Here is a 26,676-nt window from a genome sequence, read left to right on the forward strand (position 1 = left end):
AGACCGCGACCGACCAGGCCGCCACCGACCAGGCCGCCACGGACGAGGTCGCCGCGATCAGGACCACAGCGATCCAGGTGGACGACGTCGTGGTCCGCTACGGCGAGGTCCTGGCCCTGGACGGCGTGACCCTGAACATCGCGCCGGGGCGGGTGACCGGGCTGATCGGGATGAACGGATCGGGCAAGTCGACCCTCTTCAAGTCGATCATGGGTCTGGTCCGCCCCGACCGCGGGCGCGTGCTGATCGACGGCGCCGACCCCGCGGCCGCGCGCAAGCAGGGCCAGATCGGGTACGTGCCGCAGAGCGAGGACGTCGACTGGTCGTTCCCCGTCTCCGTCCGCGACGTCGTGATGATGGGCCGCTACGGGCGCCAGGGCCTCACCCGGCGAGCCAAGCCGGCCGACCACGCCGCCGTCGCCGAGGCTCTGGACCGGGTAGAGCTCACCGCCTACGCCGACCGGCAGATCGGGCAGCTCTCCGGCGGGCAGCGCAAGCGGACGTTCGTCGCCCGCGGCATCGCCCAGGACGCCCGGGTCCTGCTGCTGGACGAGCCGTTCGCCGGGGTCGACAAGCGCTCCGAGGCCACCATCGTCCGGCTGCTGAAGGAGCTCGCCGACGACGGCCGGACCATCCTGGTCTCCACCCACGACCTGCACGCCCTCCCCCGGCTCGCGGACGAGGCGGTGCTGCTGCTGCAGCGCGTCCTGTTCCACGGCGAGGTGTCCGAGGCGCTTCGGCCGGCGAACCTCGCCCGCGCCTTCGGTCTCGACGGCGTCGACGTGCTCGACTCCGGCGATGGATCTGGAGGTGCGGCATGAGCCCCCTCGACCTGCTCCTGGAGCCGCTGCAGTACGACTTCATGGTCCGCGCGCTGGTCACCACGGTGATCGCCGCCGTCGTCTGCGCGCTGCTGTCGTGCTGGCTCGTCCTGGTGGGCTGGTCGCTGATGGGCGACGCCGTCTCCCACGCCGTCCTGCCCGGGGTGGTGATCGCGTACGTGCTCGGTGCCCCGTTCGCGCTGGGCGCCCTCGTCTTCGGGTTCCTCGCCGTCGCCCTGATCGGCGCCGTGCGCGGCACGAGCCGAGTCAAGGAGGACGCGGCGATCGGGATCGTGTTCACCACCCTGTTCGCGCTCGGCCTGGTCCTGATCTCCGTGACGCCGAGCCAGACAGACCTGAACCACATCATCTTCGGCAACGTCCTGGGCGTCTCCGCCGCCGACCTCGTCCAGATCTCCGTGCTCGCCGCCGTCGCGTTCGTGGTCCTGGTCGTCAAGCGCCGCGACCTGACCCTGTACGCGTTCGACCCCGTGCACGCGCACGCCATCGGGCTCTCGCCACGGTTCCTCGGGGCGCTGCTGCTCGGGCTGCTCGCCCTGACCGCCGTCGTCGCCCTCCAGGTCGTCGGCGTGATCCTGGTCGTGGCGATGCTGATCATCCCGGGCGCCACCGCCTACCTGCTCACCGACCGGTTCGGGCGCATGCTCGTGATCGCCCCGGTGCTGTCGGCGGCCTGCTCGGCGATCGGGATCTACCTCAGCTACTGGCTCGACGCGGCGTCCGGCGGGCTCGTCGTCGTCGTGCAGGGCGCGGCGTTCACGCTCGTCTACCTGTTCGCCCCGCGCCACGGCCTGCTCGGCAAGTACCTCACGACCAGGAGGCAGACGGTCCCCGTGGGGTGACGGCGTCGGAACGCCGTCACCCCACGGGGACCGCTTGCTACTGGCCGGTGATGGTGAACTGCGAGCCAGGCTCGATGTCGATGTTGCCCTGCCCGGAGTTGGTGATGGTCACGTTCGACAGGATGGCGTTACCGCGAGCGCCGCCCATCGCGAGGATGCCGGACCCGTTGTTGGACCCGTCGATCCGCACGTTCGTGATCCGCACGTCGGGCATGTTCCCGCCGCCGGTCTTGAACTGGATGCCGTCGTAGGTGGAGTCGTAGATGTCCGTGTCACGGATGGTGACGCCGACGATCGGGTGCCCCTGCGGGAAGAGCGTGATCGCCCCGAACTCCTGGTCCTCGTTCCAGAACGCCCCGCCCGTGCGGTACAGGCCGTTGTTGGCGATGAGCGTGGTCCCCGAGAACGGCAGCGGGGAGTGGTCGGTCGCCAGCATGATGCCTGGGTAGTTGGCGGTGTCGTAGATCAGGTTGTTCTGGATGGAGTTGCCGTAGCCGCCGTAGATGGCGATGCCGTTGGCGCGCCACGGTAGCTGCACCGTGTTGTTGCGGAACGTGTTGCTGTGCCCGACGTCGACGTTCGTGTCCCGGACGTACGTGCTGGCCCAGACGGCCAGCGCGTCGTCGCCCGTGGTGCGGAACGTCGAGTTCACGACGGTCGAGTTGCGCGTCCCGTTGGTGAAGTTGATGCCGTCCGCGTAGGTGTTGCGGATGCGCATGCCGGAGAACTGGAGGCCGTCGCCGGGTCCCCACAGCTCGGGGATGTTGGTGTAGTCGCGGCCGACCCACACGCCGACGTTCGCGTGCTCGATCCAGACGTTGGTGATGTTCGTGTTCTGGCCGAACCGGCCGTTGAGGCCGACGCCGCCCTCCTGCTGCCCGTTGTTGCCGCGGATCGTGCCGGAGCCGAAGATCGCGATGTCGGAGATCTGGACGTTGTCGTCGATGTCGAACCCGAAGTTGCCCTCGTGCGGGTGGTTGATCATGCCCGGGGCGTTCTGCGGCTCGATGAGGCTGTAGAGCTGCGAGTGCCACATGCCCGCACCGCGGATCGTGACGTCGCTGATGCCCACCTGGTTGTGTGTGCCGCGGTTGAGCGGGTCGTCAGTGAGGATCTTCTTCTCCTGGCGCCACTGCCCTGCCGGGATCCACACGCAGGCGATGTCCCCGTTCTGGTCGGCGGTGACCGCTGCCTGGATGGCCGCGGTGTCCTCGAGCCCGTCGTTGGGGATGGCCCCGTACTGGGTGATCGAGGTGCAGTTGGCGGGCTGGCTGGCCGCGGGTGCGACCTGCTCCAGCTCGATCAGGTCGATGACGTAGAACGCCGCGTCGTCTGCGGCGTCACGCTGGAGCCGGAACACCGTGCCCGCCGGGTACGACTGGCTCAGCAGCGCGTGCGACTCGTCGAAGAGCCGGCGTGCGTCACCGCCCGGGGTGTTGGTCAGGCCCTCGGGGTCGTCGGTGGTCCCGTACAGCCACGAGTGCCTGGACGACAGTGTCAGCCGCTGCACGAACTGGCCGTTCGCGTACAGGCTGATCGTGTCCGTCTGGCCCCCGCCGCCCGCGGCGTCGGGGATGGAGTTGCGCACGACTATCGAGTTGGTCTGGTTGGTGGAGGTGAACTGCACGTACTGGCCAGTGCTGTTCAGCCGCACCGACTCGCGACCCGACGACTCGGAGGCGAAGTTGGTGTGCCCGAACGTGCGCAGCGCGTCGGCCTGCAGGAGCGTGCCGTTGTGCGAGCCGTCCTCGGCCTCGTAGCTCGTGTACGGGACGGCGGCACCGCGGCCCACGGTCACGGCCAGCGTGCGCGTGTTGTTGGTCTCGTTGGTCTCGTTGACGACGCCGGTCGCGTCTACCGTCGCGGTCGCTGTGACCCCGCCGTTCGTCGCGGTCCACGTGCCGGACGGGGTGACCCTGACGGTGGCGCCCGCGGCGATCGCCGGGGTTGTGCCGTTCAGGGTGGTCGATCCCGCCACGACCCGGGTCACGGAGCCGGCCGCGACCGCCTGGTTGCCGCGGTTGCGCACCTGGACCGAGAAGGACACCGCGGAGCCGACGGCGGGGCTGGCCGGGCTGGAGGACACCGAGACGATCTCGAGGTCCGGTCCGGGCGCCTCGCCGACGACGAGCGGCTCGGTCGCCGTGAACGAGTTGTCGGACTCGTTCTGCTCGGCCACCGTGTTCGCCGGGTCAACCACCGCGCCGACGGTGTGCTGCCCCGCCGGACGGGTACCTACCGCTACCTGGACCTGGGCGCTGGCGCCCGGCTGCAGGGCCCCGACGTTCGCGGTACCCGCGGCCGTGCCGGCGATCCGCGCTTCCACCGACGTGGCCACAGACGCCAGGTCGCCCGAGTTCCGCACGGTCGCCGTGACCGTGATGGGGGTCGTCGCCGTGGGCGAGGCCGGGGACGTGGTCACCGCGGTGACCGTGAGGTTGGGGCCCGGCGCCGGGGCGCCGTAGACCTCGAGCTCGGCGACCTGGCCGTTGCCGGCGCCGGTGTTGGCCGTGAAGCGCAGGCGCACGTCGCTGACCGTCCCCGTCACGGGGATGTCCACGAGGTTGCCGGTCGCGGGTGCGAACGCGTGCGCGGCCGAGGCCCGCAGGTCCTGCCAGGCGCCCGTTCCGGTGCGGCCCTGGACGGCGAAGGTCTGCGTGCGCGGACCCCATGCGCCGTCAGGGTTGAGCCGCACGCGCACGCTGCTGAGCTGGGTCGGCGCGGCCAGCGCGACGTCGAGCGTCGACGGGTACTGCCCGCCGCCGCCCTCCCAGTACGTCCCGGCCTGACCGTCCACCGCGTTGCCGGCGACATAGGTCCACTCGGTAGACGACGCCACGGCCGGGCGGCCCTGCGCGTAGTTGGTGCCGGTCGGGTCGGGCGGGTCGACCGGGCCGCCGCCCGTGAGCTCGCCCCACACCTGCAGCTCGGAGACCTGGCCGTTGGCCGCTCCGGTGTTGGCGGTGAAGGCGAGGCGGACCTCGTCGACCTCCCCGGTGACCGGGATCTCGACCTGGTTGCCGGTCGCGGGGTTGAAGGTGCGGGCCGCCGAGGCTGCGAGCGTCCGGTAGGCGGTCTCGCCGTCGGACCGGCCCTGCACGCTGAACGTCTGCGTGCGCGTCGCCCACGCGGCGGGCGGCGGCAGCGTGACGACGACCCGCTCGAGGGCGGCCGCCCCGCCGAGGTCGACGGTGAGGTGCGACGGGTACTGGTTGCCCGCGCCCTCCCAGTAGGTGTTCGCGTTGCCGTCGTTCGCGTTGCTCGCGACATAGCTCTGCGTCACCGACGACGCCACGATCGACTTGCCGACCGCGAGGTTGGCGACGACGGCATGCGCGACGGTAGCCATGCCGAGCGGCGCGACCAGCGCCGCCGCGGCTACCGCCACGACCGTGTGCTTCCAGGGGATTCTCATGAACGTCCTCGTTCTCCCGCCGGGGCGGGGGCTCGTCCACCCGTGGGCAACGGTGCCCGACGGCGGCGCGCGCCGTGCTGGTGCGCGTCGGCGTCCTGGGTGGGTCGGGTCGGCACCTCCGAAGCGACCCAGGGATGGATCCGTCGCGCCGGGGCAGGTTGAAGAGTTGCAGAGCATGCACTGCTTTGTGCTTCGCGTCTGTCAAGTTCTTGCAGGTTGCTGTATGGACGTTACGAGACGGCAACCGGGGCGTCAAGAGATCTGCACACATATGTGCCGCAATCCGCCAGGGCGCGCGGCGCCTCCGGGATTGCCTACAGTGGCGCCATGAATCAACCGTGGACGATCACGCTGGGCGCCCTCGACGAGAAGCTGGGCATCAAGGTCCTGGAGCAGTCGACGCAGCGCGTCGTGGCGACCATGCCGGTGGCGGGCAACACGCAGTCGCTGAACCGGCTGCACGGAGGGGCGACCGCCGCATTCGCCGAGGCCCTGGGGTCCTGGTGCGCACTGATCCACGCGAGCACCACGGGCCGGGTGTGCGCCGGCGTCGACCTCAACATCACGCACCACCGCGGCGCGACCGAGGGGATGCTGACCGGTACCGCGACCCCCGTGCACCTCGGCCGCACGATCACCTCGCACGAGATCGTCGTGACCGACGACCAGGGGCGGCGGATCTGCACCGCACGCATCACGAACCAGCTGTTCGAACCCCGCTAGGCCCTCTCGCCGCTGCTAGCCTGACCGCTAGTATCCTGACTGAACGATCGGTAAGTAACTCGACGACCCCGACCAGCGACGATCCCGACCAGCAGGGAGATCTCCGACCCATGATCACACTGACCATCGACGACGACGTCGCGGAGGTAGTGCTCGACGCTCCAGGCAAGCTCAACTCGCTGGACGAGTCGGCGCTGGCAGAGCTGGACGACGCCTACGTGCGCGCCGAGGCGGCCGGCGTGCGGGCCCTGCTCCTGCGCGGAGAGGGCCGGGCGTTCTGCGCCGGCCGGGACATCTCCGCGGTCAAGCCCGAGACCGACGACGCGCTGGGTTACCTCCGGGATCGCGTGACGCCGGTACTGCAGCGGATGGCCGCCTTCCCGGCACCGACGTTCGCGGCGGCGCAGGGCGCGTGCCTGGGGGTCGGGCTCGGCCTGCTCATCGCCACCGACGTCGTGTACGTCGCCGACAACGCCAAGATCGGGTCGCCGTTCGCGAACCTCGGCGCGACGCTCGACTCCGGCGGGCACGCGCTCTTCTTCGAACGCCTGGGCGCGCACCGCACGCTCGACCTCATCTACACGGCCGAGCTGATGAGCGGGGCGGACGCGGTGGCCTCCGGCCTGTTCTCGCGCGCCGTGCCGGCCGAGGAGCTGCTCCCCTTCACGCGGGAGCGCGTCGAGAAGGCCGCCCGCGGCGCGACGAACACCTTCCGGGCCTCCAAGCGCCTGGTCACGGAGCTGCGCGACGAACGTGTGGCGTTCTGGGCGTCCGTGGCTCACGAGAACGAGGCGCAGGGCGACCTGTGCCTGACGGAGGACTACCGGGAGGGCTTCGCGGCCTTCCAGGAAAAGCGCGCCCCGAAGTTCACGGGACACGCCACCGCCGGCGACTGACCCGCGTTCAACAGGCTCCAGCGGACCGTCGACACGAGGTTGACGGCCCGCTGGAGCCTGTTGAACCGACGTCAGGACACGTCAGAGGCGAGGTATGGCTGCTGCCGGGTTTTCTATCGCGTCGGCTACCGAGCGCATGAAGCCTGCCGCCGTGCCGCCGTCGCAGACCCGGTGGTCGAACACGAAGGACATCTGGGTGATCTTGCGCGGCACGATCTGGCCGTCGACGACCCACGGCCGGTCGATGATGCGGCCGAAGCCCATGATCGCGACCTGCGGGTGGTTGATGATCGCCGCGCTGCCGTCGACCCGGAACCCGCCGTAGTTGTTCAGCGTGAACGTTCCCGCCGCCTGCTCCTCGGGCGTCGCCTTCCCGACGCGAGCGCGCGCGACGAGGTCGCGGAGGGCGACGTCGAGCTCGGCGGTGGTCTTCGAGCCCGCGCCGAGCACCGCCGGGACGACCAGCCCGTGCTCACCCTGGACGGCCACGCCCAGGTTGATGGCGCTGGGCATGACTATCTCGTCGCGTTCGACGTCGAGGCGCGAGTTGAGCACCGGGTACTCCTTGAGGCCCGCGACGACGAACCGGGCGAGGTAGGCGAGCAGCCCCGGCCCCGGATCGGTGGGCGTGCGGGCGGCCTCGCGCAGGTCCCACAGCGGCGTTGCGTCGACGTCGACCCAGACGGTCGCCTCCGGGATCTCCGCGCGGCTCCGCGACAGCACCTTGGAGGCTGCCTTCCGGAACCCGCTGAGCGGGATGCGCTGCTCGCCGGGAACGTTCGGCGCAGCGACTGCGGGAACCGGAGCCGGTACGACGGCGGGAGTCGCATCGGGCCCAGCGGCCGGCAGCGTGCTCACGGCGGCGGCCAGCACGTCGGACCTGGTGACAACCCCGCCGGCTCCGGTCGGCCGGATCTCCCGCAGGTCCAGCCCTGCGTCCCGCGCAAGCCTGCGGACGATCGGGGAGACCACCTTCACCGGCGGATTCTGCGGGGCCAAGGTCGCGGTGGATCCAGCGCCCCCGGGTGCTGTCGGGTCCGGACCGACGGGCGGCGTCAGTCCGGCACTCACAGGCGCGGTCGGTCCGGCCCCTACGAGTGCGACCGGCCGGGCAGCGCGGGGCCGGCGTCGTCGGCCCGGACCGGGACCTGCCGAGGTGCCATAACCGATGAGCACGTTGCCGGAGCCGGCCTGCTCCTCCGCGCGGTAGGTCTCGGCGGCGGCCACGACTCCGCCCGGTGCGGGCTCGATCTGCGGCTCGGGCCCAACGGCGCCGTCGGCGGTGATGGTGATCAGCGGCTTGCCGACCTCAAGTACCTGCCCCTCGGCGGCGTGCAGCACGGCGACCCGGCCCGCGTACGGGCTGGGCACCTCGACCACGGACTTGGCCGTCTCGACCTCCACCACCGGCTGGTCGACGGCGACGACGTCACCCTCGGCGACGAGCCACTGCATCACCTCGGCCTCGGTCAGGCCCTCGCCGAGGTCGGGCAGGAGAAAGGTCTGCCCGGTCGCTGCGCTGGTCGGGCCGCTGGTCGGGCCGCTGGTCGTTCGGCTGGCCGTGCCGCTGGTCATGCGTCCTCCCACTGGAGATCGTCGACGGCGTCGAGGATCCGGTCGACCGACGGGAGCTGGACGTGCTCCAGCTTGGGCGGCGGGAACGGGATGTCGAAGCCGGTGACGCGCCGCACCGGCGCGAGGAGCGAGTGGAAGCAGCGCTCGCTCACCCGGGCGGCGATCTCGGACGCGACGCTGGCGAAGCCTGCCGCCTCGGCGATCACAACTGCGCGGCCCGTCGACTCCACGGCCGCGCAGATGGTCGCGTCGTCGAACGGGACGATCGAGCGGACGTCCACGACCTGCAGGCTGCGGCCGTCGAGTGCCGCGACCTCGGCGGCCGCGAGCGCGATCGGCACGGCCGGCCCGTAGGCGATGAGGGTGGCGTCCGTGCCCTGACGTCGGACAACGGCCTTGCCGATACCCGGCTCGCCGGCACTGCCCGGGGTGACCTCCCCCTTCGTCCAGTAGAGCTTCTTCGGTTCGAGGAAGACCACCGGGTCGGGCGAGGCGATCGCCTCGCGCAGCAGGGTGTAAGCGTCCGCGGGGTTCGACGGCGCGACGACGTGCAGGCCGGGTGTGTGCGCGTAGTAGGCCTCCGACGAGTCGCAGTGGTGCTCGACCCCGCCGATGCCGCCCGCGTACGGGATCCGGATGACAAGCGGCAGCTCGATGCGGCCGCGGGTCCGGTTCCGCATCTTGGCGATGTGGCTGACCACCTGCTCAAAGGCCGGGTACGCGAAGGCGTCGAACTGCATCTCGATCACGGGGCGCATGCCGTTCATGGCGAGGCCGACGGCGAAGCCCGCGATCCCGGCCTCGGCGAGGGGGGTGTCGAAGCAGCGGTCCTCGCCGAACTCGGCGGTGAGCCCGTCGGTGACCCGGAAGACGCCGCCGAGCGGGCCGACGTCCTCGCCGAGCACAAGGACCGTCGGGTCCTCGGCCATGGCATCACGCAGGGCCTGGTTGATCGCCTGGGCGGTACTGAATGTCTTGGGCTGTGCCTTGTGCTCCACCGCGGTGGCGGTCATCGGTGGGCCCCCTCTCGGCTCGGGTCGTCGCTGCTCGTCTCGTCCCTGCTCAATTCGTCGTGGACCATCGCGAGCTGCTCCACGAGCTGCGGTGTGGGCTCGGAGTAGACGTAGCGGAACAGGTCGTCGGGGTTCGGCTCGACGTCGCGGTTCATCCCGTCCCGCGTGTGCTGGGCGAGCTGCTCGGCGGCCTCGGCGAAGCCGGCGGCGCGGGCGTCGTCCAGGATCCCCTCGGCGCGCAGGTAGGTCTCCAGCCGCACCAACGGGTCCTTGGCTGCCCACTGGGCGACCTCCTCGTCGGCGCGGTAGCGGGTGGCGTCGTCGGCGTTGGTGTGGGCCTGCATCCGGTAGGTGTGGGCCTCGACGAGCTGGGGCCCCTCGCCGGCGCGCGCTCGCGCGACGGCCCCGGACAGCACGGCCAGGAGCGCCGCGAGGTCGTTGCCGTCCACCTGTTCCCCGGGAATGCCGTAGCCCACACCCTTGTGCGCCAGCGACGGCGCGACCGACTGCCGGGACAACGGCACCGAGATCGCGTACTTGTTGTTCTGCACGAGGAACACAACAGGCGCATGGAACACGGCAGCGAAGTTCAGCGCCTCGTGGAAGTCGCCCTCGCTCGTGCCGCCGTCCCCGCACAACGCCAGCACCACGGTGCTCTCACCGCGCAGGCGCGCGGCGTGCGCCACTCCGACGGCGTGCGGGAGCTGGGTCGCGAGCGGCGTCGTCAGCGGGCCTACCCGGTGCTCGTACGGGTCGAACCCCGAGTGCCAGTCGCCCTTGAGCAGCCCGAGCACCTCGACCGGGTCGACGCCCCGCGCGACGGCGGCCGCGGTGTCGCGATACGTCGGGAAGAGCCAGTCCTCGGCGCTGAGGACCTGCGCGGCGGCCACCTGGCACGCCTCCTGCCCGTGGGAGGAGGGGTAGACCGCCAGGCGTCCCTGCCTGACGAGCGCGGAGGCCTGGTCGTTGAACCGGCGGGCGACGACCAGGCCCGCGAAGCCGCTCAGGAGGTCGTCGGCCGCGGGCAGGGAGGTCTTGCCGGCGGCAGTCGGGCTGCCGTCCGGGTCCAGGAGCATCACCGGCTCCTCGGACGGCAGGAGACGATCCACGTCGATTGTCATATAGATATACTCGTCAAGGTTCTATCCGGATTCCATCAACCGCAAGGATCCGAGAGAACGTCCAGCAATCGCCGCGCAAAGCGATCCAAATGTCCAGGAGTGAGGGGGCGCAGGACGTGGCCGCGAGACAAGTGGCAGGGGGCCTCGACGACGTCGACCAGCGCATCGTCGACGAGCTGCGCGAGAACGGCCGGATGTCGATGCGCTCGCTGGCCGAGAAGCTGCACATCTCGCGGGCCAACGCCTACGCGCGCGTGCAGCGCCTCGAGACCACCGGGGTCATCCGCGGCTACCGCGCGGACATCGATCCGGTGCTGGCCGGCCTCGGCACGTCGGCCTACGTCACGGTCAACCTGGAGCAGTCCCAGTGGCGCACGGTCCGCGAGGAGCTCCGCACCCTGCGCGGCATCGACCACATCGGGCTGGTCGGTGGGGAGTTCGACCTCGTCCTGCTGGTCCGCGCGCGGGACAACGCCGACCTGCGGCACCTGATCCTGGACCAGATCCAGGGCATGCCGGGCATCCTGAACACGCACACGCTGCTGGTGTTCGAGGAGCCGATCCCCGCCGGCCCAGGCCCGGCCGCGGACCGCGACGCCGGCTCCGCGCCCTAGCCCGACAGCCCCCTCCGAGCAAGTGGCTACAGTGATAGACACTTGCGCGTCTAGCCAATTAGACTTTAGGCTCATGGTCGACGGGACGAGGTCTGCGCAGCAGGTGCTCAAAGCAGTCCGCAAGCATGCACGCCGACTCGGATACACGGTCGAACAGCTGCCCAAACGAGGCAAGGGGTCTCACACGATCTGGGTCGTCCTCGACACGGAAGGCAAGGAGATAGGGCGCATCGGCCTTACCGGCCATGCCGGCCAGCAGTCCCAGGCGGTGACCAGGTCGAACGAGAACGCACTCGAAGGCCTGCTCGGAGAAGGGTGGTTGGACAAGTGAAGGTAACCGTGAAGGTGACCCGAGAGGGCAAGTGGTGGATCGGCGATGTCGAGTCCGTCCGCGGCGCAACCACCGAGGCCACCCGTCTCGCCGAGCTGGAGACCGAAGTACGTGACCTGCTCGGCGGCCTGCTCGACATGGACGACGACGCGTTCGACCTGACCTGGGACATGTCCGCAGTGCTCGGCCCTGAGGGTCAGGCGATGTGGGAGAACTACCTCACCGAACGAGCTGAGCTCGCCGAGCGCCGCGCCAAGTTCGAGGCGGACCGGGCCGCAACCGTGCGGCTCCTGCACGACGCCGGCGTATCGGTACGTGACTCCGCCGCACTGGTCGACCTGTCCCACCAGCGCGTATCGCAGCTGCTGAACAAGTAGCGGCGCGGCTACTCGTACGTGTCCGTCCAGGCCGGCCCCCAGGAGGTGACGCGCCAGTCCTCGACACCCGGGCACGCGTGGAACTGCGCCGCCGTCAGGCCGTCGGGCGAGATCTCTTCATCAGTCATCCCGACATTGTGTCCGCGACCACTGACATCCACGGCGTCAGGAGCGGTTGGCGGCGTCGCCATCGGCCAGCGGGAGCGCCCTGCGGGACGACGCCGCCACCACGGCCAGGCACAGCGCCGCCGCGACAGCTCCGAAGCCGAGCATCTCGCCGTAGGACCAGATGCTGTGCAGCCAGGCGAGCACCATCGGCACGAAGAAGCCGAGGTACGTCAGGGAGTAGAAGACGGCGGTCAGTCCGGCGAGCTGGCCCGGTCCCGCGATGCGCACGACCTCGCTCAGGCCCGCCACCAGGCTCAGCCCGTAGCCCGTACCGAGCACCATGGCCGCCACCACGCCCAGCGGCAGCGAGAGCGCCACTGACGCCCAGGCGGCGAGCGCCATCCCGGCCGCGACGATGGCGAGCGCCACCACGGACGCGCGAGCCGACCACGGTGTGTCGATCCGCCGGGCCACCACCTGGACACCGATGCCGCAGCCGAGCGCGAGCACGGCCATGATCCCCGCAAAGGCGACGGGGATGCCGCCGACGTGGTCGGTGAGCAGACTGGGCAGCACCGCGAAGGCGCAGCCGGCGCAGCCGAACACCCAGGGCGCGAGCGGCACCACAACCCGCAGGAAGCGCGGGTGCCCGATGGCGGTGATGCGCAGGTCGTCGAGCAGCGGCGCCCGAACGCCGCGTGGGAGGGTCGGACGGGTCTCCGGTACGCGTAGCAGCAAGAGCCCGGCGAGCAGCGCGCCGGCCGCGTGCAGCACGTACGAGAGGTGTGTTGGCCACGGGGCGAACTGCGCGAGCATGGCGGCGACGCCCGCGCCCGAGAGGAACCCTGCGGTCAGGGACAGGGACCCGCGCCTAGGGCCCGCGGCACGGTCGCCCGTGGCCGCGCTGAGCTCGGTGAGCCAGGTGGATCCCACGGCCATGGCCAGGCCGAGCGCAACGCCGCACAGCAGGCGTCCGATCCCGAGCACCACCGGGCTTGCCGGGTCCAGCGCGAGCACCAGCGACCCGAGCGCCGAGACCGGCGCCGCGGGAAGCAACAGCAGGCGACGCCCGAACCGGTCGGACAGCGGTCCACCGAGCAGCAGTGCGGGGACCAGGCCGAACACGTACACGGCGAGCAGCGCGTCGACGGTGACGGGCCCCATGTCTCCCTGCTCGCGGTACATCACAAGCAGCGGGGTGAACTCGTTACCGCCCCAGGCGACGGCCAGCAGGACGGCGGCCACCGGCCACGAGGTTCGCCGGTCCCCGGTGAGCGGGGTCAGGGCAGGGGTGTCCCTCGGCGGCGAATGTGGCATGACCACATCCTGCGCAACAGGTGCCCGGGTAAACAAGCCGCAGGGCTGTGAGGGTACGCACAGGGGGCGACGACGCCGTTGACCGGCGGGGCAAGACGTACCCGCTGGGCTCGGCTCGACGGGCTACTTGCTCCCGGCCGGGTCCGCGGGGCTCGCGTCGGTGTCCACGACCTCGGGGTCCGCGACCTTGGCCGCCGCGGCCTTGGCACCCTTGGCGTCCGCACCCTTGGCGTCGTCAGCCTTGGCATCGGCAGCTTCGACGTCCGAACCATCGGCGTCCGAACCATCGGCATCGGCACCCTCGGCGTCCTCGTCCACGGGCTCCCGCCCTGGCATGTACACCGATTCCTCGGGCTCCGGGTGCCGCCGGCCCTGCACCACCACGATCGCGATGCCCGCCAGTATCGCGATCCCGGACGTCCAGATGTTCGCGGGCACGCCCAGGGGCGCGTCGCTCGTGGGGTCGATCCGGATGGCCTCGAGCCAGCTGCGGCCCAGGCCGTACCAGATCAGGTAGAGACCGAACAGGCGGCCCCAGCGCAGACCGGGCCCGGGTGTACCGCCGTCGGCCAGCAGGGTGGCGTTGCGACGCACCACGCGGCGCTCGATGTACAGCAGCACGGCCACGCCGATGAGGTTCCAGATCATCTCGTACAGGAACAGCGGGTGGAACAGCGTGCCCTCGGGCGTCCCGGCAGGGAACATCGGCGCGTCGGAGCGGATCTCCAGGCCCCACGGCAGCGTGGTCGGCAGGCCGAACAGCTCCTGGTTCACGTAGTTGCCGAGGCGGCCGATCGCCTGGGCGACGAGCAGGGCGGGCGCGAGCGCGTCGGCGAACGACCAGAAACGCAGGCCGGTCATGCGGCAGCCGATCCAGGCGCCGACCGCACCGCCGAGCAGCGACCCGAACAGGGCGTTGCCGCCCTCCCAGATGCGCACCCAGGCCCAGGCGTCGACGTCGGGACCGGTGAAGTCGCCGAGGTGGGTGAGCACGTGGTAGATCCGGGCGCCGACGATGCCGATCGGCACTGCCCACATCGCGATGTCGATGGCGAGGCCGGGGGCGGCGCCGCGCGCCCGCAGGCGCCGGTCGGTGATGTACGCGGCGGCAACGATGCCCGCCAGCAGACACAGGGCGTAGGTGTGGATGGTGAGCGGGCCCAGGTGGATCTGAGACCACACCGGGTCAGGGCTGGGGATACTGGCCGGAAGCACGACCTGAAGGTACCGCGACTCGGGGTCGGAGCACGACTGTGCCGGGCGGCAGTTTCAGTAGTTTCGATAGTTTAGCCTTACCTCACTATGCCTGACCTTGCCCCGGCCCGACGCGCCGCCGTGTTCGCCGCAGCGCTCGTCGCACTGGCCGTGGCGGTGGTGCTGAGCCTGATGATCGGCCGCCAGGTCCTCGCGCCAGGCACCGTGGTGCACGAGCTGTTCACCGCCACCGGGTCGCAGGCCGGCGGCATCGTGCGGGGTCTGCGCCTGGAGCGCACGGTGGTGGCGGTCGTCGTCGGGCTGGCGCTCGGCGGGGCCGGCGCGCTCATGCAGGCGCTGACCCGCAACCCGCTCGCCGATCCCGGCCTGCTCGGCGTCAACGCGGGCGCCGCGGCCGCCGTCGTGACCGGAGTTGCCCTGTTCGGCATCTCGAGCCAGCACGCGCAGCTGTGGCTGGCGCTGGTCGGCGCCGCAGCGGCGTCGGTCGTCGTGTACGCGATCGGCACCGGCGGGCGTGGCACCACAACACCGGCCCGCCTGGCGCTGGCCGGCGCCGCGCTCTCCGCGGTGCTGGTGTCCTGGATGAACGGACTGGCGCTGCGCGACCAGCAGACCTACGACACGATGCGGCACTGGGTGGTGGGCTCCGTGGTGAACCGCGGCCTCGACACCCTCGCACAGGCCCTGCCGTTCCTCCTGGTCGGGGCCGTGGCCGCGCTGGTGGTCACGCCCGGCCTGAACGCGCTCGCGCTCGGCGAGGACACCGGGCGCTCCCTCGGCCTCAGCGTGCCGCGCACCCGCATTCTCACCGCCGTCGCCGTGACGCTGCTGTGCGGCGCGGCCACCGCCGTCGCCGGGCCCATCGGGTTTGTCGGCCTCACCGTGCCGCACGTCGCCCGCTTCGCCGTGGGGACCGACCAGCGGGCGGTAGTACCCCTGTCGATGCTGCTCGCGGCGACAGTCCTCGTGCTCGCCGACACGGTGGGCCGGGTGGTCACCTCCGGCCGTGAGATCGAGGTGGGCGTCATGACCGCCCTCCTTGGCGCCCCGGTCTTCGTCGCGCTGGTCCGGCACCGCAGGCTGGTCGCCCTGTGAGCGCGGCGCCCCGCGCCCTCGAAACCGGGCCTGGCGCCCTGCGCGCGCTGAGCCTCGGGCGGTGGTCAGTGCTGCTCGACCCGCGGTCGGTCCTCGTGTGCCTGCTGCTCGCGACCGCGCTCGCGATCGCGATCGTCGCGGCCGTCCTGGCCGGCGAGCACCCCATGCCGATAGCCGCCCTGGCCCGGGTGCTGAGCGGCACCGCGACGCCCGCGGAGGACCTGATCATCGGCCAGCTCCGGGCACCGCGCGTGCTCACGGGCGCCGTGGTGGGGCTGGCCCTGGGCCTGGCCGGCGCCCTCTTCCAGTCGGTGACCCGCAACCCGCTGGGCAGCCCCGACGTGATCGGCTTCGACACCGGTGCGGCCACCGGCGCGCTCGTGGCCATGCTCTTCACGGGCGGCGGAGTACGCACCACGGCACTGGGCGCCGTCGCGGGCGGTGCGGGCACAGCCGTCGCCGTCCTGCTCCTGGCCTCCGGGCGCGGCCAGGCCGCCCGGCACGGCCCGGACGCGCTCCGCCTGGTCCTCGTGGGGCTCGGCATCGGGCTCGGGCTCGCGGCGCTCAACTCGTTGCTCGTGGTCGGCTCCAACATCTACGACGCGCAGAGCGCCGCCGTCTGGCTCATCGGCAACCTCGCCGGGCGCGACTGGTCCCGCCTCGCGCTCCTCGCCCCGGTGGTCGCGGTGGGCCTGGTCCTCGCGCTCCTGCTCAGCCGCCGGCTCTCGGTCGCAGAGCTCGGGGACGACGGCGCTGCCGCCCTCGGCCTGCAACCCGGCCCGCTGCGCCTCGCCGCCGTCGCCGTGGGCGTCCTGCTGGCCTCGTCGGCGGTGGCCACCGCCGGCCCCATCGGCTTCGTCGCGCTCACCGCCCCGCAGGTCGCCCGCCGGCTCACGCGGGCCGACGGACCCGGCCTGCCCGCCGCGGGGCTCACCGGCGCCCTGGTCCTGGTGCTCGCCGACCTGGCCGCCCGGGAGGCGTTCGTCCCGCGCGAGGTCGCGGTCGGGGTCCTGACCGGCGGCGTCGGCGGGCTCTACCTCATCTGGCTGCTCGGTCGCGAGTGGCGAAAGGGACACGCATGACCCACGACACGACACACCGGCTGCGCGCCGAGCAGGTCACGCTCGGGTACGGCGGCCCACCGATCGTCGACCGGCTCGACCTGGCGGTGCCCGACGGGTCGTTCACCGTCATCCTCGGCGCCAACGGCAGCGGCAAGTCCACGCTCCTGCGTGCCCTGGCCCGCCTGCTGCGGCCCACCAGCGGCACGGTGCTGCTCGACGGCGAGCCGGTGCACCACCGGTCGCCCAAGGACGTCGCCCGCCGCCTCGCGCTGCTGCCGCAGTCCCAGGTCGCCCCGGAGGGCATCGGGGTCGCCGAGCTCGTCGCCCGCGGCCGCTACCCGCACCAGTCCCTGCTGCGGCAGTGGGCGCCGTCCGACGCCGACGCCGTGCGTACCGCCATGGAGCTCACCGACACCACCGACCTCGCCGACCGGCGGCTCGACGAGCTGTCCGGCGGCCAGCGCCAGCGCGTGTGGCTCGCCATGGCGCTCGCGCAGGAGACCGACCTCCTGCTGCTCGACGAACCCACCACCTTCCTCGACCTCGCCCACCAGGTCGAGGTCCTGGAGCTGTGTGCCCGCCTGCGCGCCGACCACGGCCGAACGGTGGTCGCCGTCCTGCACGACATCAACCTCGGCTGCCGCTACGCCACCCACGTCGTGGCCATGAAGGACGGCGCGATCGTCGCGACCGGCACACCCGCCGACGTCGTCACCCCCGACCTGGTCGAGCACGTCTACGGGCTGCCCGCCCGTGTCATCGCCGACCCCGAGTCCGGCACCCCGCTCGTCGTCCCGCGCCTGCGGGCGCCACTCAACCACGAAGGAGAGACCCCGTGAACCACGCTCCCCACCGCCTCGCCGCCGTCGCCCTCGCCGCGACCACCGCCCTCGCCCTCGCCGCCTGCGGCGCCGCGGGCGCCGACACCACCTCCACCGACGACGAGGCCGCACCCGCCGGCCCGTTCGAGTACACCGACGCGCGCGGCGAGACCGTGCAGCTCGACACCGTGCCGCAGACGGTGGTCGCGCAGTCCAGCATGGCCGCGGGCCTGTGGGACGCGGGCTACCAGGTCGACGGCGTCTACGGCGAGCTCGCCGAGACCGACGGCGAGCTGAGCTACCAGGCAGGCAACATCGACCTCGACCAGGTGACGACCCTCGGCGCCACCTACGGCGAGTTCGACGTCGAGGACTACGGCCTGATGAACCCGGACCTGCTCATCGACTACACGTACGACGGCGAGAACCTCTGGTACGTCCCTGCCGAGCAGGCCGAGCAGATCCTCGGGCTCGCCCCGTCCATCGGTGTGGGAGGCACCTGGGCCAACACCGACGACGCGATCGCCGAGTTCGTGGACCTGGCGGGCAAGCTCGGCGCCGACACCGGCAGCGCTGAGCTCGCCGCCGACAGGGAGGCCTACGAGGCAGCGCTCGAGGACGTCTCCGCGGCGTCGGCGGAGACCGGCCTGCAGGTGGTCGTCGTCTCCGCGGACGCGGACACCCTCTACGTGGCCGACCCCGACTCGCTGCCCGAGCTCAGCACCCTGCGCGCGGCCGGGCTCGACATCCTCGACGACGAGGGGGCTGACGGCGAGGTCTTCCACCAGCACAGCTGGGAGGAGGCCGGTGACTACGCCGACGCCGACGTCATCCTCTTCGACGCGCGCTCCCGCGAGTCGAACGAGGCCGACCTCGCGGAGATCGACACCTGGGCAAGCCTGCCCGCCGTGCAGGCCGGCCAGATCTACGACTGGTACGCGGCGGCCCCGTACTCCTACCGCGCGTACGCCGAGATCTACCAGGGAATCGCGGACGCCCTGCGCGCGGCGGAGGCCCTGTAACCCGGGCGGCTCAGCGCTTGCGCTTCTCCCGGACGCGGACCGAGATCTCCAGCGGCGTGCCCTCGAAGCCGAACGTCTCCCGCAGGCGGCGCTCGATGAACCGGCGGTAGCCGGCCTCGATGAAACCGGTGGCGAAGATGACGAACCGCGGCGGCCGGGTCGAGGCCTGCGTGGCGAACAGGATGCGCGACTGCTTGCCACCGCGCAGCGGGTGGGGGTGCGCGGCGACGAGCTCGCCGAGGAACGCGTTGAGCTTGCCCGTCGGGATCCGCCGGTCCCAGGAGGCCAGCGACCGCTCGATCGCCGGGACCAGGCGCTCGCTGTGCCAGCCGGTGCGCGCCGACAGGTTCACGCGCGGCGCCCAGGTGATCTGCACGAGCTCCTTCTCGATCTCGCGCTCCAGGAAGGGCCGGCGGTCCTCGTCCATGAGGTCCCACTTGTTGTACGCGATCACCAGCGCGCGGCCGGCGTCCACGACCTGCTGGATCACGCGGATGTCCTGCTCGGTCAGCGGGTTGGACGCGTCCACCAGGACGACGCCGATCTCCGCCTTGTCGATCGCGGCGGCCGTGCGCAGCGACGCGTAGAAGTCGGCGCCCTTGGTCTGGTGCACCCGCCGGCGGATGCCCGCGGTGTCCACGAACCAGTACGGGATGCCGCGCAGCTCGATCAGCTCGTCGACCGGGTCCCGCGTGGTGCCCGGGACGTCGTCGACGACTACGCGCTCCGACCCGGCGATCTTGTTCAGCAGGGAGGACTTGCCGACGTTCGGCCGCCCGACGAGCGCGACCCGGCGCGGCCCCGCGGGGCGCAGCTTGCCGTACTCGGACTTCGTGGGCAGCGCCTTGATCGCGGCGTCGAGCAGGTCGCCCGTGCCGCGGCCGTGCAGCGCGGAGACCGGGTGCGGCTCCCCCAGGCCCAGGGCCCACAGGAACGTGGCGTCGGCCTCGCCCGACGCGCCGTCGACCTTGTTGGCGCACAGCACCACGGGCTTGCCGGAGCGACGCAGCAGCTCGACTACCCGCTCGTCGGTGGCGGTGGCCCCCACGGAGGCGTCGACCACGAAGACCACGGCGTCGGCCAGGGAGATCGCGACCTCCGCCTGCTCGGCGACCTTGGCCTCGATGCCCGCGATGTCGACCTCCCAGCCACCAGTGTCCACGAGCATGAACCGGCGGCCGGCCCACTCGGCCGGGTAGGACACGCGGTCGCGCGTCACGCCCGGCTTGTCCTCCACGACCGCCTCGCGACGGCCGATGATCCGGTTGACCAGCGTCGACTTGCCGACGTTCGGGCGCCCGATGATGGCGAGCACCGGCAGGATCTCGTCGCCGTCGCCCTGGTCGTCGGACCATTCGGAGTCCAGCAGCGCCTGGTCCGACTCGTCGAGCTCGAACTCCTCCAGGCCGACACGCAGGGCGCGCTCGCGAGCGACGTCGTCCTCGGTCTCGGCGAGATCGAGGTCGGGTGCGGGCGGGGCGGCAGCGTCGAGGGCAGCATCATCTCGGGCCGCCGCGTCCAGCGCAGCAGTCTCCGATGCAGAGGGGTCGTGGGTCATCCCCCCATTGTCGCAGGCCTGGCGGCCTGAGGCCGACTCGCGGGCGTATGACCTGCGTCGCTCAGGCCCGGCTCGTCGCCGCCTGTGCCTGCGCGACGACGGCGAGCACCGCGTCGACCGTCTGCTCGAAGTCGAGGTCGCTGGAGTCGACGGTCACCACGCCGTCCGCGGCGACCTGGAACTGCGTGACCTTCGCGTCGTCCCGGTCCCGGCGCAGCACCTGGTCCTTGGTCGCCTCGACGGCGCCCGCGTCGGCGGCGCCGTGCACCTCCAGGGAACGACGGCGCAGGCGCGCCTCCTCGGACGCCGTGAGCAGCACACGCACGTCGGCGTCGGGCGCCACGACCGTGGTGATGTCGCGCCCCTCGGCGACGATCCCCCGGCCGCGCGCCTGCACCGCACGCACCGTGCTGGTCTCCTGGTCGATGATCTCCCGCTGGAGCCGCTTGAGCTCGGCGCGCACCTCGAGGTTGGACGCCACCTTGGAGACGTTGGTCGTGACCTCGGTGGAGCGGATCGGTACGGCGACGTCCCGCCCGTCCAGCTCGACGCCCGGCGCCTCCGGGTCCAGCCCCATGACCAGGGGCATCGCACGAACCGCCGTCGCGACCGACGCCGGATCGTCCAGGTCCGCCGTCTCCATGCTCCACACCGTGGCCGCCCGGTACATGGCACCGGTGTCGAGGTAGGCCAGGCCCAGCCGGGCGGCGACTGCCTTGGACACGCTGGACTTGCCGGACCCGGACGGCCCGTCGATGGCGATAACAGTCACAGTCCTGCTCACTTCCGTTGAGTGCTGGATATCTGTTGCCGGAGCGCTTTCCCGGGCACAGATACCCAGCACTCAGCGGACGAGGTTACAGGTCGACCGCACCCATGAGGGTGCCCAGCTCCGTGCGCCCCAGGACGCGGGTGCGGCCCGCCTTGAGGTCGCCCAGCGGGATGGGGCCGATCCGGGTGCGCACCAGGCGCGTCACCGGGTGCCCGACGGCCTCGAACATACGGCGCACAATCCGGTTGCGCCCCTCGTGCAGCACCACCTCCAGCATCGCGAAGCCGTCGATCTGCTGCAGCACGTGCACGGCGTCCATCTTCGCGAGGCCGTCGTCGAGCTCGATGCCCTTGAGCAGCTCGCGGCCCGTGCGCGGGTAGACCTCGCCCTCGACCGTCACCAGGTACGTCTTGGCGATCTGGTACTTCGGGTGGGACAGGCGGTTGGCCAGCTCGCCGTCGTTCGTCAGGAGCAGCAGGCCCTCGCTGTCGGCGTCGAGCCGGCCCACGTGGAAGAGGCGTTCCTCACGGTTCTTGATCAGGTCCGCGACGGTGGGACGGCCCTTGGGGTCGTCCATGGTGGAGACCACACCCAGGGGCTTGTTCAGCGCGATGGTCACCTTTGCCTGGTCGAGCTGGATGCGCAGCCCGTCCACGTGGATGACGGCGGTGGCGGGGTCGACCCGCACGCCCAGCTCCGTGACGAGCTGTCCGTCCACCTCGACATGCCCGTTCGCGATCAGCTCCTCGGACGCGCGGCGTGAGCCCAGCCCCGCCTGCGCGAGCACCTTCTGCAGCCGCACACCGTCCTCGACATGGACGTCGCGGCCCTGCTCGGCGGGCTGCGCGGGCTTGCGGCGCGGGGTGTTCGCCTGGGCGCGGCTCTTGGCCGAGCTGCCACCTCGGAAGTTCTTGCCGCCCTTGCCGGAGTGGTCGGGTCGGCGCGGCTGCTGTCCACCACTGGATTCGCGGCGGCTCCCGCCGCGGCGTTCGTTGCTCATGATTCGTCTCTCGTCGATTCGTAAGAGGCGCGCGCAGGAGCTAGTTGTCCAGCCCGTCAAAACCGTCGAGCATGTCGAGGTCCGGCAGGTGCGGCGCCAGCGGAGGCAGCTCGTCGAGCGACGTGAAGTCCATCCGCTCCAAGAAGTATCCCGTGGTTCCGAACAAAACCGCACCAGAGCTCGGGTCCTGGCCGATCTCAGCGATCAGCCCCCGGGTCAGCAGGGTCCGCACGACGCCGTCCACGTTCACGCCGCGCACCGCGCTGACCTGGCCACGCGTCACCGGCTGCCGGTAGGCGACCACCGCCAGCGTCTCCAGGGCAGCCTGGCTCAGCTTCGCCGACTGGCCGTCCAGCACAAACCTTCCGACGGGGTCCGCGTGCGCCGCCGACGAGTAGATGCGCCACCCGTCCATCGTCCGGCGCAGCTCGAACCCGCGCGGGCGGGACCCGAGGTGCCCGGCGTACTCGTCGGCCAGCTCGTGCAGGATGTCGTCGGTCTCGTTCTGCGTCAGGTTTAGCGCCGCGGCGATGCGGTCCGCGCCGATCGGCGCGTCCGCCACCATGAGTACGGCCTCGACCGCCGCGTGCGCACCGCCCGGGAGCGTGTGCACGTCGACGAAGGTCAGCTCGTCCTGCGTGGAGTCCTGCGTTGCGCCCTCGGCCGGAGCGTCCAGCACGGCCTCAGGGGCCTGTTCTTCGACGGTCATGCGTTCGCCTCCGGTCCGGTCTGTGCTTGCTCTGGGTCGGTCTGCTCAGGGTCGGCAGCCTCGACGGCAGGAACGTCGTCGGCCGGTACCTCGACCGGCGCCACCAGGTCGTCCTCGTCGAACTCGCTGGGGCCGGCGGCGGGGTCGAGGTACTTCGCGCCGTCGTCGGGCCCGGCGGTCCAGCGGACCGTCAGCTCGCCCAGCGGGCTGACCTGCTCGAACCCGACCAGCGAGTCCCTGAACAGCTCCAGCAGGGCAAGGAACCGGGCAACGGTCACCAGCCGCTCCGCGCCCGCCGTCAGCGACCGGAACGTCACCGCGTGCTCCGTGCGCAGGCGCTTGACGAGGACTCCCGCCTCGTCCCGCACGCTGACGGCGGAGCCGTGCAGGTGGGCAAGGCCGACCACGGGCGGCGGCTTCGGGGCCAGCACCCGCGCGGCGAGCTCGGCGAGCCGCTCGGCCGACGTGTCCCAGACCAGGTCGGGCAGGATCGCCGCGAGGTGCGGCTCCAGCGGCGTCAGGCGCGGCACTCGGCGCCCGGCCGACGCGAGCTGCTCCGCGATGACCTTCGAGACCTCCTTGTACGCCCGGTACTGCAGAAGGCGGGCGAACAGGAGGTCCCGCGCCTCCAGCAGCTCCAGGTCCTCCGCGTCCTCGTCGACGATGCCGGGCAGCAGCCGGGCCGCCTTGAGGTCGAGCAGGGTCGCGGCGATGACGAGGAACTCGCTGGCCACGCCGAGGTCCCAGGACGCGTGCTCCTCGCCGCGCGCGGCGGCCTCGCGGGTGGCGCGCTCCGCCTCGCGGATGTGCGCGACGAACTCGTCGGTCACCACCGCGAGCGCCACCTCGGTGACGTCCATCTTGTGCTTCGCGATCAGCGAGAGCAGCAGGTCGAACGGGCCCTCGAAGTTGTGCAGGTGCACCTGGAACGTGCGGGAGGAGCGACGTTCGTCGACGGCGGAGTCCGGCTCCGCGGCAACGACGTCAGACTCAGCGGCAACGTCAGCCTCCGCCTCAAGGACGTCCGACCGATCCACCGCCACGTCAGGCAGCGTCGCCACGGACCACGAGCTCCCGGGCGAGCTGACGGTAGGCGGCCGCGCCCGGGTGCCCCGGTGCGTAGTCGGTGATCGGCTCGGCGGCGACCGTGGCGTCGGGGAACTTCACCGTGCGCCCGATGATCGAGTGGAGCAGCGTGTCGCCGAACGCCTCGTACACGCGGGCCACGACCTCCCGGGAGTGGAGGGTGCGCGAGTCATACATGGTGGGGAGGATACCGTCGATCTCCAGGGCGGGGTTGAGCCGGTCCCGCACCTTCTCGATGGTCTCCACCAGGAGCGCGACGCCGCGCAGGGCGAAGAACTCGCACTCCAGCGGGATCAGCACACCGTGCGCCGCGGTCAGGGCGTTCACCGTGAGCAGGCCGAGGCTCGGCTGGCAGTCGATGAGGATGACGTCGTAGTCGTCGATCACCGGGCGCAGCGCGCGGGCCAGCACGGACTCGCGGGCGACCTCGCCGACGAGCTGCACCTCCGCAGCGGACAGGTCGATGTTCGCCGGCAGCACGTCGAGGTTCTCGATCCCCGACGCGATGATCACGTCGCGGATGTCGACGTCCCGCTCCATGAGCAGGTTGTAGACGGTGAGGTCGAGCTCGTGCGGGTTCACGCCGATGCCTACCGACGCGGCGCCCTGCGGGTCGAAGTCCACCAGCAGCACCTTGCGGCCGTACTCCGCGAGGCAGGCGCCGAGGTTGATGGTGGTGGTCGTCTTGCCGACCCCGCCCTTCTGGTTGCACATCGCGATGATGCGCGCCGGCCCGTGGCTGGCGAGGGGCGCCGGCTCGGGCAGCTCGGGCATGACACGGCCGACGACGTCGCGCACGATGTCCGAGTCGTTAGGTGCGCCGACGACCGTCTTGCCGAGAAGAATGTCGGTCATCGTGCTCGCTCCCTCCTGGCTGGGTGCCTCGCTCACGCCCGCCACGCTATACCAGAGTGTGGGCCCCGCCCCGCGAAAGTCCCGGCGTGGCGTAGTTCGGCTAGCGAGCCCGCGGGTGGGCGGCGGCGTAGACCTCACGCAGCGCGTCGGGCGTGACCATGGTGTAGATCTGCGTGGTCGTGACCGACGCGTGCCCCAGCAGCTCCTGGACCACGCGCACGTCGGCCCCGCCGGACAGCAGGTGCGTGGCGAACGAGTGCCGCAGGGTGTGCGGCGAGACGTGCTCGTTCAGGCCCGCGCGCGTGGCCGCGGACTGCAGCGCGGCCCAGGCGGTCTGCCGCGACATCCGCGAGCCACGCGTGTTCAGGAACAGGGCGGGTGTGCCACGGCCGGCCGCGGCCAGTGCTGGGCGGGCCCGCACCAGGTACGCCTCCAGTGCTTCGCGCGCGAACGAGCCCACGGGCACCGCACGCTCCTTGGATCCCTTGCCGAGCAGCCGGACGGACGTGCTGTCACTCACCCCGTCGACGTCGAGCCCCACGATCTCGGAGATCCGCGCGCCGGTGGCGTACAGCAGCTCCAGCAGGGCCCGGTCGCGCAGCGGCAGCGCGCCGTCGCCCGCGCCGGCGGCGTCGAGCAGGGCCGCGACGTCGTCCACCGACAGCGCGTGCGGCAGGCGCCGCAGCTGCGTGGGCGCGCGCACCTCAGCGGACGGGTCGTCGGTCGCCAGGCCTTCGGCCTGCGCGAACTTGTGCCAGCCGCGCACCGCGGCCAGGGCCCGGGCGGTGGACGACGGCGACAGCGGGCGCCCGCCGTCCGACCCCTGGCGCACGGACTCGACGAAGCCCGTGACGTCGGACTCGGTGACCCCGGACAGGCCGGCCCGGCCCGCCCTAGCGAGGAACCCCGCGTACCGCCCGAGGTCGCGCCGGTAGGCGGCGACGGTGTTGGCCGAGAGCCCGCGCTCCACGCTCAGGTGCGCGAGGTAGTCGCGCAGGGCGCGGTCGAGCCCGCCGCCCTCGGCCGGTTCGCCGGGCAGGGACTCGCTGAACGACGACGGGTGGGCGAGAGCGGTGGACACCGCCCCATCATGCCGAGACCCACCCCGCCCTACGACCAGGCCACGCCGGGCGCCCGACACGCGGGCCGGGTCGGCCCCCAGGCCCACTCTCCTTCGAGCCCTAAGTTTCTTCGCTTTGAGGCCCCGGAAAGCGAAGAAACTTAGGGCTCGAAAGAGAGGCGGACGGTCCGTCCCCCCAGGGCGATCCCCCTGGAACCTCAGGCCGGGTTGATCCCGAACAGCTCGGCGCGCGAGCGGATCACCTGCGCGCGGGCCAGGCGCGGCTTGTCGCTGCCGTCCCGGATCACGGAGCCCGCGGCCTCGAACTCGGCGAAGAAGTCGACAGCCCAGGCGACGTCGGACGACGTGGGCGCGAACGACTCGTTGATGACGCCCGACTGATCGAAGTCCAGGCAGAGCTTGCCGGTCATGCCGAGCGCGACGGCGTCGGCCGACTGCTCGCGCAGCAGGGCGTGCGACGAGCCGACGGTGGGGCCGTCCACCGGGCCGGGCAGGCCGCCGATGCGGCTGGCGACCACAAGCCGCGTGCGCGGGTACGCCATGGCCATGGGCTCGTTGGAGGCGCCGGTGTCGCGGCGGTAGTCGCCGGAGCCGAACGCGAGGCGGAAAGCGCCGCGGGCCTTGGCGATGTTGACCGCCTCCTCGATCCCGAGGGCCGACTCGACGAGCGGGATGACGGGCATGTCGCCGCCGAGGCGCTGCGCGGTGTCGATCACGTCGTCGGCGCTCTCCGTCTTGGCGAGCATCACGCCGTTGAGCCCCTTGAGGCCGCGCAGGTATGCGACGTCGTCGGCCCAGGCGGGCGCCTGGCGGTCGTTGATCCGGACCCAGGCGTTGCCGCCGTTCTTGACCCACCGGATGACGTTCTCGCGCGCCTCGTCCTTGAGGCGGTCGTCGATGGCGTCCTCGCAGTCGAGGATCACCTGGTCCGCACGGGAGAGCTGCGCCTTGTCGAAGAGCTCGGTCCGCATCGCGGAGAGCAGGAGCCAGGCACGCGCGTAGTCCGGGGCTACCCGCGACTTCTCGCGAGCGGCCCGGCGGGGAGCCAGGTCGACCTCGGGGGCGACGGCGGCCGCCGTCGGCAGGCCCGAGGAGTAGCCCGCGGACTGCTCGGCGGGCTGATCGACAGGCTGATCGGCAAAGTCGGTGGTTCGGTCGGCTGGGGTCTCGGTCACGCACTCAGCCTAGGCGGGGACACCGACACGGCCGAATCATGAACCGCTA

Annotated in this window: 25 protein-coding genes; 11 read left to right on the top strand and 14 right to left on the bottom strand. The window is 71.7% G+C overall.

Annotation, left to right across the window (positions count from 1 at the left end):
* Positions 1-56 precede the first annotated feature (56 nt).
* Both AB1046_RS05725 and AB1046_RS05730 read left to right on the top strand, forming a co-directional pair.
* Positions 57-821 (top strand): metal ABC transporter ATP-binding protein, encoded by a 765-nt coding sequence (locus AB1046_RS05725; RefSeq protein ID WP_369375580.1) that lies wholly within the window; start codon positions 57-59, stop codon positions 819-821.
* On the top strand, positions 818-1,684 hold the full coding sequence (locus tag AB1046_RS05730) for a metal ABC transporter permease (protein WP_369373257.1): 867 nt from the start codon (positions 818-820) through the stop codon (positions 1,682-1,684). Before AB1046_RS05725 ends, AB1046_RS05730 begins: the two co-directional genes overlap by 4 nt.
* 37 nt (positions 1,685-1,721) lie before the next feature.
* Here the strand turns inward: AB1046_RS05730 and AB1046_RS05735 are convergent, their stop codons facing one another.
* On the bottom strand, positions 1,722-5,099 hold the full coding sequence (locus AB1046_RS05735; RefSeq protein ID WP_369373259.1) for a CARDB domain-containing protein: 3,378 nt from the start codon (positions 5,097-5,099) through the stop codon (positions 1,722-1,724).
* A 327-nt stretch (positions 5,100-5,426) separates the two neighbouring features.
* Here AB1046_RS05735 and AB1046_RS05740 point away from each other — a divergent pair, with 327 nt between their 5' ends.
* The gene (locus tag AB1046_RS05740) at positions 5,427-5,822 is read left to right on the top strand and encodes a PaaI family thioesterase (protein WP_369373261.1); all 396 of its coding nucleotides are present in this window, start codon (positions 5,427-5,429) and stop codon (positions 5,820-5,822) included.
* 110 nt (positions 5,823-5,932) lie between these two features.
* The gene (locus AB1046_RS05745) at positions 5,933-6,718 is read left to right on the top strand and encodes an enoyl-CoA hydratase/isomerase family protein (RefSeq protein WP_369373263.1); all 786 of its coding nucleotides are present in this window, start codon (positions 5,933-5,935) and stop codon (positions 6,716-6,718) included.
* A gap of 81 nt (positions 6,719-6,799) precedes the next feature.
* Here AB1046_RS05745 and AB1046_RS05750 read toward each other — a convergent pair whose 3' ends face one another.
* From AB1046_RS05750 to pdhA, 3 genes are read right to left on the bottom strand one after another with little or no spacing between them, the layout of a single operon-like run.
* Positions 6,800-8,293, bottom strand: a complete 1,494-nt coding sequence (locus AB1046_RS05750) for a dihydrolipoamide acetyltransferase family protein (RefSeq protein ID WP_369373265.1) — start codon at positions 8,291-8,293, stop codon at positions 6,800-6,802.
* On the bottom strand, positions 8,290-9,306 hold the full coding sequence (locus tag AB1046_RS05755) for an alpha-ketoacid dehydrogenase subunit beta (RefSeq protein WP_369373267.1): 1,017 nt from the start codon (positions 9,304-9,306) through the stop codon (positions 8,290-8,292). Before AB1046_RS05755 ends, AB1046_RS05750 begins: the two co-directional genes overlap by 4 nt.
* On the bottom strand, positions 9,303-10,427 hold the full coding sequence (gene pdhA / locus AB1046_RS05760) for a pyruvate dehydrogenase (acetyl-transferring) E1 component subunit alpha (protein WP_369373269.1): 1,125 nt from the start codon (positions 10,425-10,427) through the stop codon (positions 9,303-9,305). Before pdhA ends, AB1046_RS05755 begins: the two co-directional genes overlap by 4 nt.
* Before the next feature lie 116 nt (positions 10,428-10,543).
* Between pdhA and AB1046_RS05765 the strand changes: the two genes are divergently transcribed.
* From AB1046_RS05765 to AB1046_RS05775, 3 genes are all read left to right on the top strand, one after another.
* Positions 10,544-11,041 (top strand): Lrp/AsnC family transcriptional regulator, encoded by a 498-nt coding sequence (locus AB1046_RS05765; RefSeq protein ID WP_369373271.1) that lies wholly within the window; start codon positions 10,544-10,546, stop codon positions 11,039-11,041.
* 73 nt (positions 11,042-11,114) lie between these two features.
* Positions 11,115-11,372 carry a hypothetical protein gene (locus tag AB1046_RS05770; RefSeq protein WP_369373273.1) on the top strand — a complete coding sequence of 86 codons (258 nt, stop codon included), beginning with the start codon at positions 11,115-11,117 and terminating at the stop codon, positions 11,370-11,372.
* Positions 11,373-11,380: 8 nt separating this feature from the next.
* Complete coding sequence (locus AB1046_RS05775) at positions 11,381-11,749, top strand: hypothetical protein (RefSeq protein ID WP_369373275.1); 369 nt, start codon at positions 11,381-11,383, stop codon at positions 11,747-11,749.
* A gap of 165 nt (positions 11,750-11,914) precedes the next feature.
* On the opposite strand, the gene AB1046_RS05780 is transcribed toward AB1046_RS05775, so the two are convergent.
* Together AB1046_RS05780 and lgt are read right to left on the bottom strand one after the other, a co-directional pair.
* Positions 11,915-13,174 (bottom strand): MFS transporter, encoded by a 1,260-nt coding sequence (locus AB1046_RS05780; RefSeq protein WP_369373277.1) that lies wholly within the window; start codon positions 13,172-13,174, stop codon positions 11,915-11,917.
* Between the two features lie 123 nt (positions 13,175-13,297).
* A complete protein-coding gene (lgt, locus tag AB1046_RS05785; protein WP_369373279.1) occupies positions 13,298-14,389 on the bottom strand; it encodes a prolipoprotein diacylglyceryl transferase in 1,092 nt (363 codons plus the stop codon).
* A gap of 87 nt (positions 14,390-14,476) precedes the next feature.
* Between lgt and AB1046_RS05790 the strand changes: the two genes are divergently transcribed.
* Genes AB1046_RS05790 through AB1046_RS05805 form a run of 4 tightly spaced genes read left to right on the top strand, consistent with a single transcriptional unit; the run spans position 14,477 to position 18,391 of the window.
* Positions 14,477-15,484: a FecCD family ABC transporter permease gene (locus AB1046_RS05790; protein WP_369373281.1), complete on the top strand. Its 1,008-nt coding sequence runs from the start codon at positions 14,477-14,479 to the stop codon at positions 15,482-15,484.
* Positions 15,481-16,566, top strand: a complete 1,086-nt coding sequence (locus AB1046_RS05795) for a FecCD family ABC transporter permease (protein WP_369373283.1) — start codon at positions 15,481-15,483, stop codon at positions 16,564-16,566. Before AB1046_RS05790 ends, AB1046_RS05795 begins: the two co-directional genes overlap by 4 nt.
* Positions 16,563-17,387 carry an ABC transporter ATP-binding protein gene (locus tag AB1046_RS05800; protein WP_369373285.1) on the top strand — a complete coding sequence of 275 codons (825 nt, stop codon included), beginning with the start codon at positions 16,563-16,565 and terminating at the stop codon, positions 17,385-17,387. The genes AB1046_RS05795 and AB1046_RS05800 overlap by 4 nt, the downstream gene beginning before the upstream one ends.
* On the top strand, positions 17,384-18,391 hold the full coding sequence (locus AB1046_RS05805; protein WP_369373287.1) for an ABC transporter substrate-binding protein: 1,008 nt from the start codon (positions 17,384-17,386) through the stop codon (positions 18,389-18,391). Before AB1046_RS05800 ends, AB1046_RS05805 begins: the two co-directional genes overlap by 4 nt.
* Before the next feature lie 10 nt (positions 18,392-18,401).
* Here AB1046_RS05805 and der read toward each other — a convergent pair whose 3' ends face one another.
* The 8 genes from der to AB1046_RS05845 all read right to left on the bottom strand — a co-directional run bounded on the left by der (position 18,402) and on the right by AB1046_RS05845 (position 26,501).
* Entirely contained in the window at positions 18,402-19,949 is a 1,548-nt protein-coding gene (gene der / locus AB1046_RS05810) for a ribosome biogenesis GTPase Der (protein WP_369373289.1), read from the bottom strand.
* A 61-nt stretch (positions 19,950-20,010) separates the two neighbouring features.
* Complete coding sequence (gene cmk, locus AB1046_RS05815; RefSeq protein WP_369373291.1) at positions 20,011-20,733, bottom strand: (d)CMP kinase; 723 nt, start codon at positions 20,731-20,733, stop codon at positions 20,011-20,013.
* Between the two features lie 73 nt (positions 20,734-20,806).
* Complete coding sequence (locus AB1046_RS05820) at positions 20,807-21,721, bottom strand: pseudouridine synthase (protein ID WP_369373293.1); 915 nt, start codon at positions 21,719-21,721, stop codon at positions 20,807-20,809.
* Positions 21,722-21,761: 40 nt separating this feature from the next.
* The gene (locus tag AB1046_RS05825) at positions 21,762-22,430 is read right to left on the bottom strand and encodes an SMC-Scp complex subunit ScpB (protein WP_369373295.1); all 669 of its coding nucleotides are present in this window, start codon (positions 22,428-22,430) and stop codon (positions 21,762-21,764) included.
* Positions 22,427-23,491, bottom strand: coding sequence for a ScpA family protein (locus tag AB1046_RS05830; RefSeq protein WP_369373297.1), 1,065 nt, complete (start codon positions 23,489-23,491; stop codon positions 22,427-22,429). The genes AB1046_RS05825 and AB1046_RS05830 overlap by 4 nt, the downstream gene beginning before the upstream one ends.
* Positions 23,475-24,290 (bottom strand): ParA family protein, encoded by an 816-nt coding sequence (locus AB1046_RS05835; RefSeq protein ID WP_369375582.1) that lies wholly within the window; start codon positions 24,288-24,290, stop codon positions 23,475-23,477. Before AB1046_RS05835 ends, AB1046_RS05830 begins: the two co-directional genes overlap by 17 nt.
* A gap of 181 nt (positions 24,291-24,471) precedes the next feature.
* Complete coding sequence (gene xerD, locus AB1046_RS05840) at positions 24,472-25,410, bottom strand: site-specific tyrosine recombinase XerD (protein WP_369375584.1); 939 nt, start codon at positions 25,408-25,410, stop codon at positions 24,472-24,474.
* Positions 25,411-25,649: 239 nt separating this feature from the next.
* Positions 25,650-26,501 carry a CoA ester lyase gene (locus AB1046_RS05845; protein ID WP_369375586.1) on the bottom strand — a complete coding sequence of 284 codons (852 nt, stop codon included), beginning with the start codon at positions 26,499-26,501 and terminating at the stop codon, positions 25,650-25,652.
* Positions 26,502-26,676 lie beyond the last annotated feature (175 nt).

The sequence above is a fragment of the Promicromonospora sp. Populi genome, from assembly GCF_041081105.1.
GTDB lineage: Bacteria > Actinomycetota > Actinomycetes > Actinomycetales > Cellulomonadaceae > Promicromonospora.

What these genes read in the sequence shown, in the direction of transcription:
- AB1046_RS05780 (WP_369373277.1), bottom strand. Translation starts at nt 13,174, where the DNA reads ATGCCACATTCGCCGCCGAGGGACACCCCTGCCCTGACCCCGCTCACC.
- AB1046_RS05820 (WP_369373293.1), bottom strand. Translation starts at nt 21,721, where the DNA reads ATGAGCAACGAACGCCGCGGCGGGAGCCGCCGCGAATCCAGTGGTGGA.
- AB1046_RS05790 (WP_369373281.1), top strand. Translation starts at nt 14,477, where the DNA reads ATGCCTGACCTTGCCCCGGCCCGACGCGCCGCCGTGTTCGCCGCAGCG.
- AB1046_RS05730 (WP_369373257.1), top strand. Translation starts at nt 818, where the DNA reads ATGAGCCCCCTCGACCTGCTCCTGGAGCCGCTGCAGTACGACTTCATG.
- AB1046_RS05800 (WP_369373285.1), top strand. Translation starts at nt 16,563, where the DNA reads ATGACCCACGACACGACACACCGGCTGCGCGCCGAGCAGGTCACGCTC.
- AB1046_RS05740 (WP_369373261.1), top strand. Translation starts at nt 5,427, where the DNA reads ATGAATCAACCGTGGACGATCACGCTGGGCGCCCTCGACGAGAAGCTG.
- AB1046_RS05770 (WP_369373273.1), top strand. Translation starts at nt 11,115, where the DNA reads ATGGTCGACGGGACGAGGTCTGCGCAGCAGGTGCTCAAAGCAGTCCGC.
- AB1046_RS05745 (WP_369373263.1), top strand. Translation starts at nt 5,933, where the DNA reads ATGATCACACTGACCATCGACGACGACGTCGCGGAGGTAGTGCTCGAC.
- AB1046_RS05755 (WP_369373267.1), bottom strand. Translation starts at nt 9,306, where the DNA reads ATGACCGCCACCGCGGTGGAGCACAAGGCACAGCCCAAGACATTCAGT.
- der (WP_369373289.1), bottom strand. Translation starts at nt 19,949, where the DNA reads ATGACCCACGACCCCTCTGCATCGGAGACTGCTGCGCTGGACGCGGCG.
- AB1046_RS05825 (WP_369373295.1), bottom strand. Translation starts at nt 22,430, where the DNA reads ATGACCGTCGAAGAACAGGCCCCTGAGGCCGTGCTGGACGCTCCGGCC.
- AB1046_RS05735 (WP_369373259.1), bottom strand. Translation starts at nt 5,099, where the DNA reads ATGAGAATCCCCTGGAAGCACACGGTCGTGGCGGTAGCCGCGGCGGCG.
- AB1046_RS05750 (WP_369373265.1), bottom strand. Translation starts at nt 8,293, where the DNA reads ATGACCAGCGGCACGGCCAGCCGAACGACCAGCGGCCCGACCAGCGGC.
- AB1046_RS05835 (WP_369375582.1), bottom strand. Translation starts at nt 24,290, where the DNA reads ATGCCCGAGCTGCCCGAGCCGGCGCCCCTCGCCAGCCACGGGCCGGCG.
- pdhA (WP_369373269.1), bottom strand. Translation starts at nt 10,427, where the DNA reads ATGACAATCGACGTGGATCGTCTCCTGCCGTCCGAGGAGCCGGTGATG.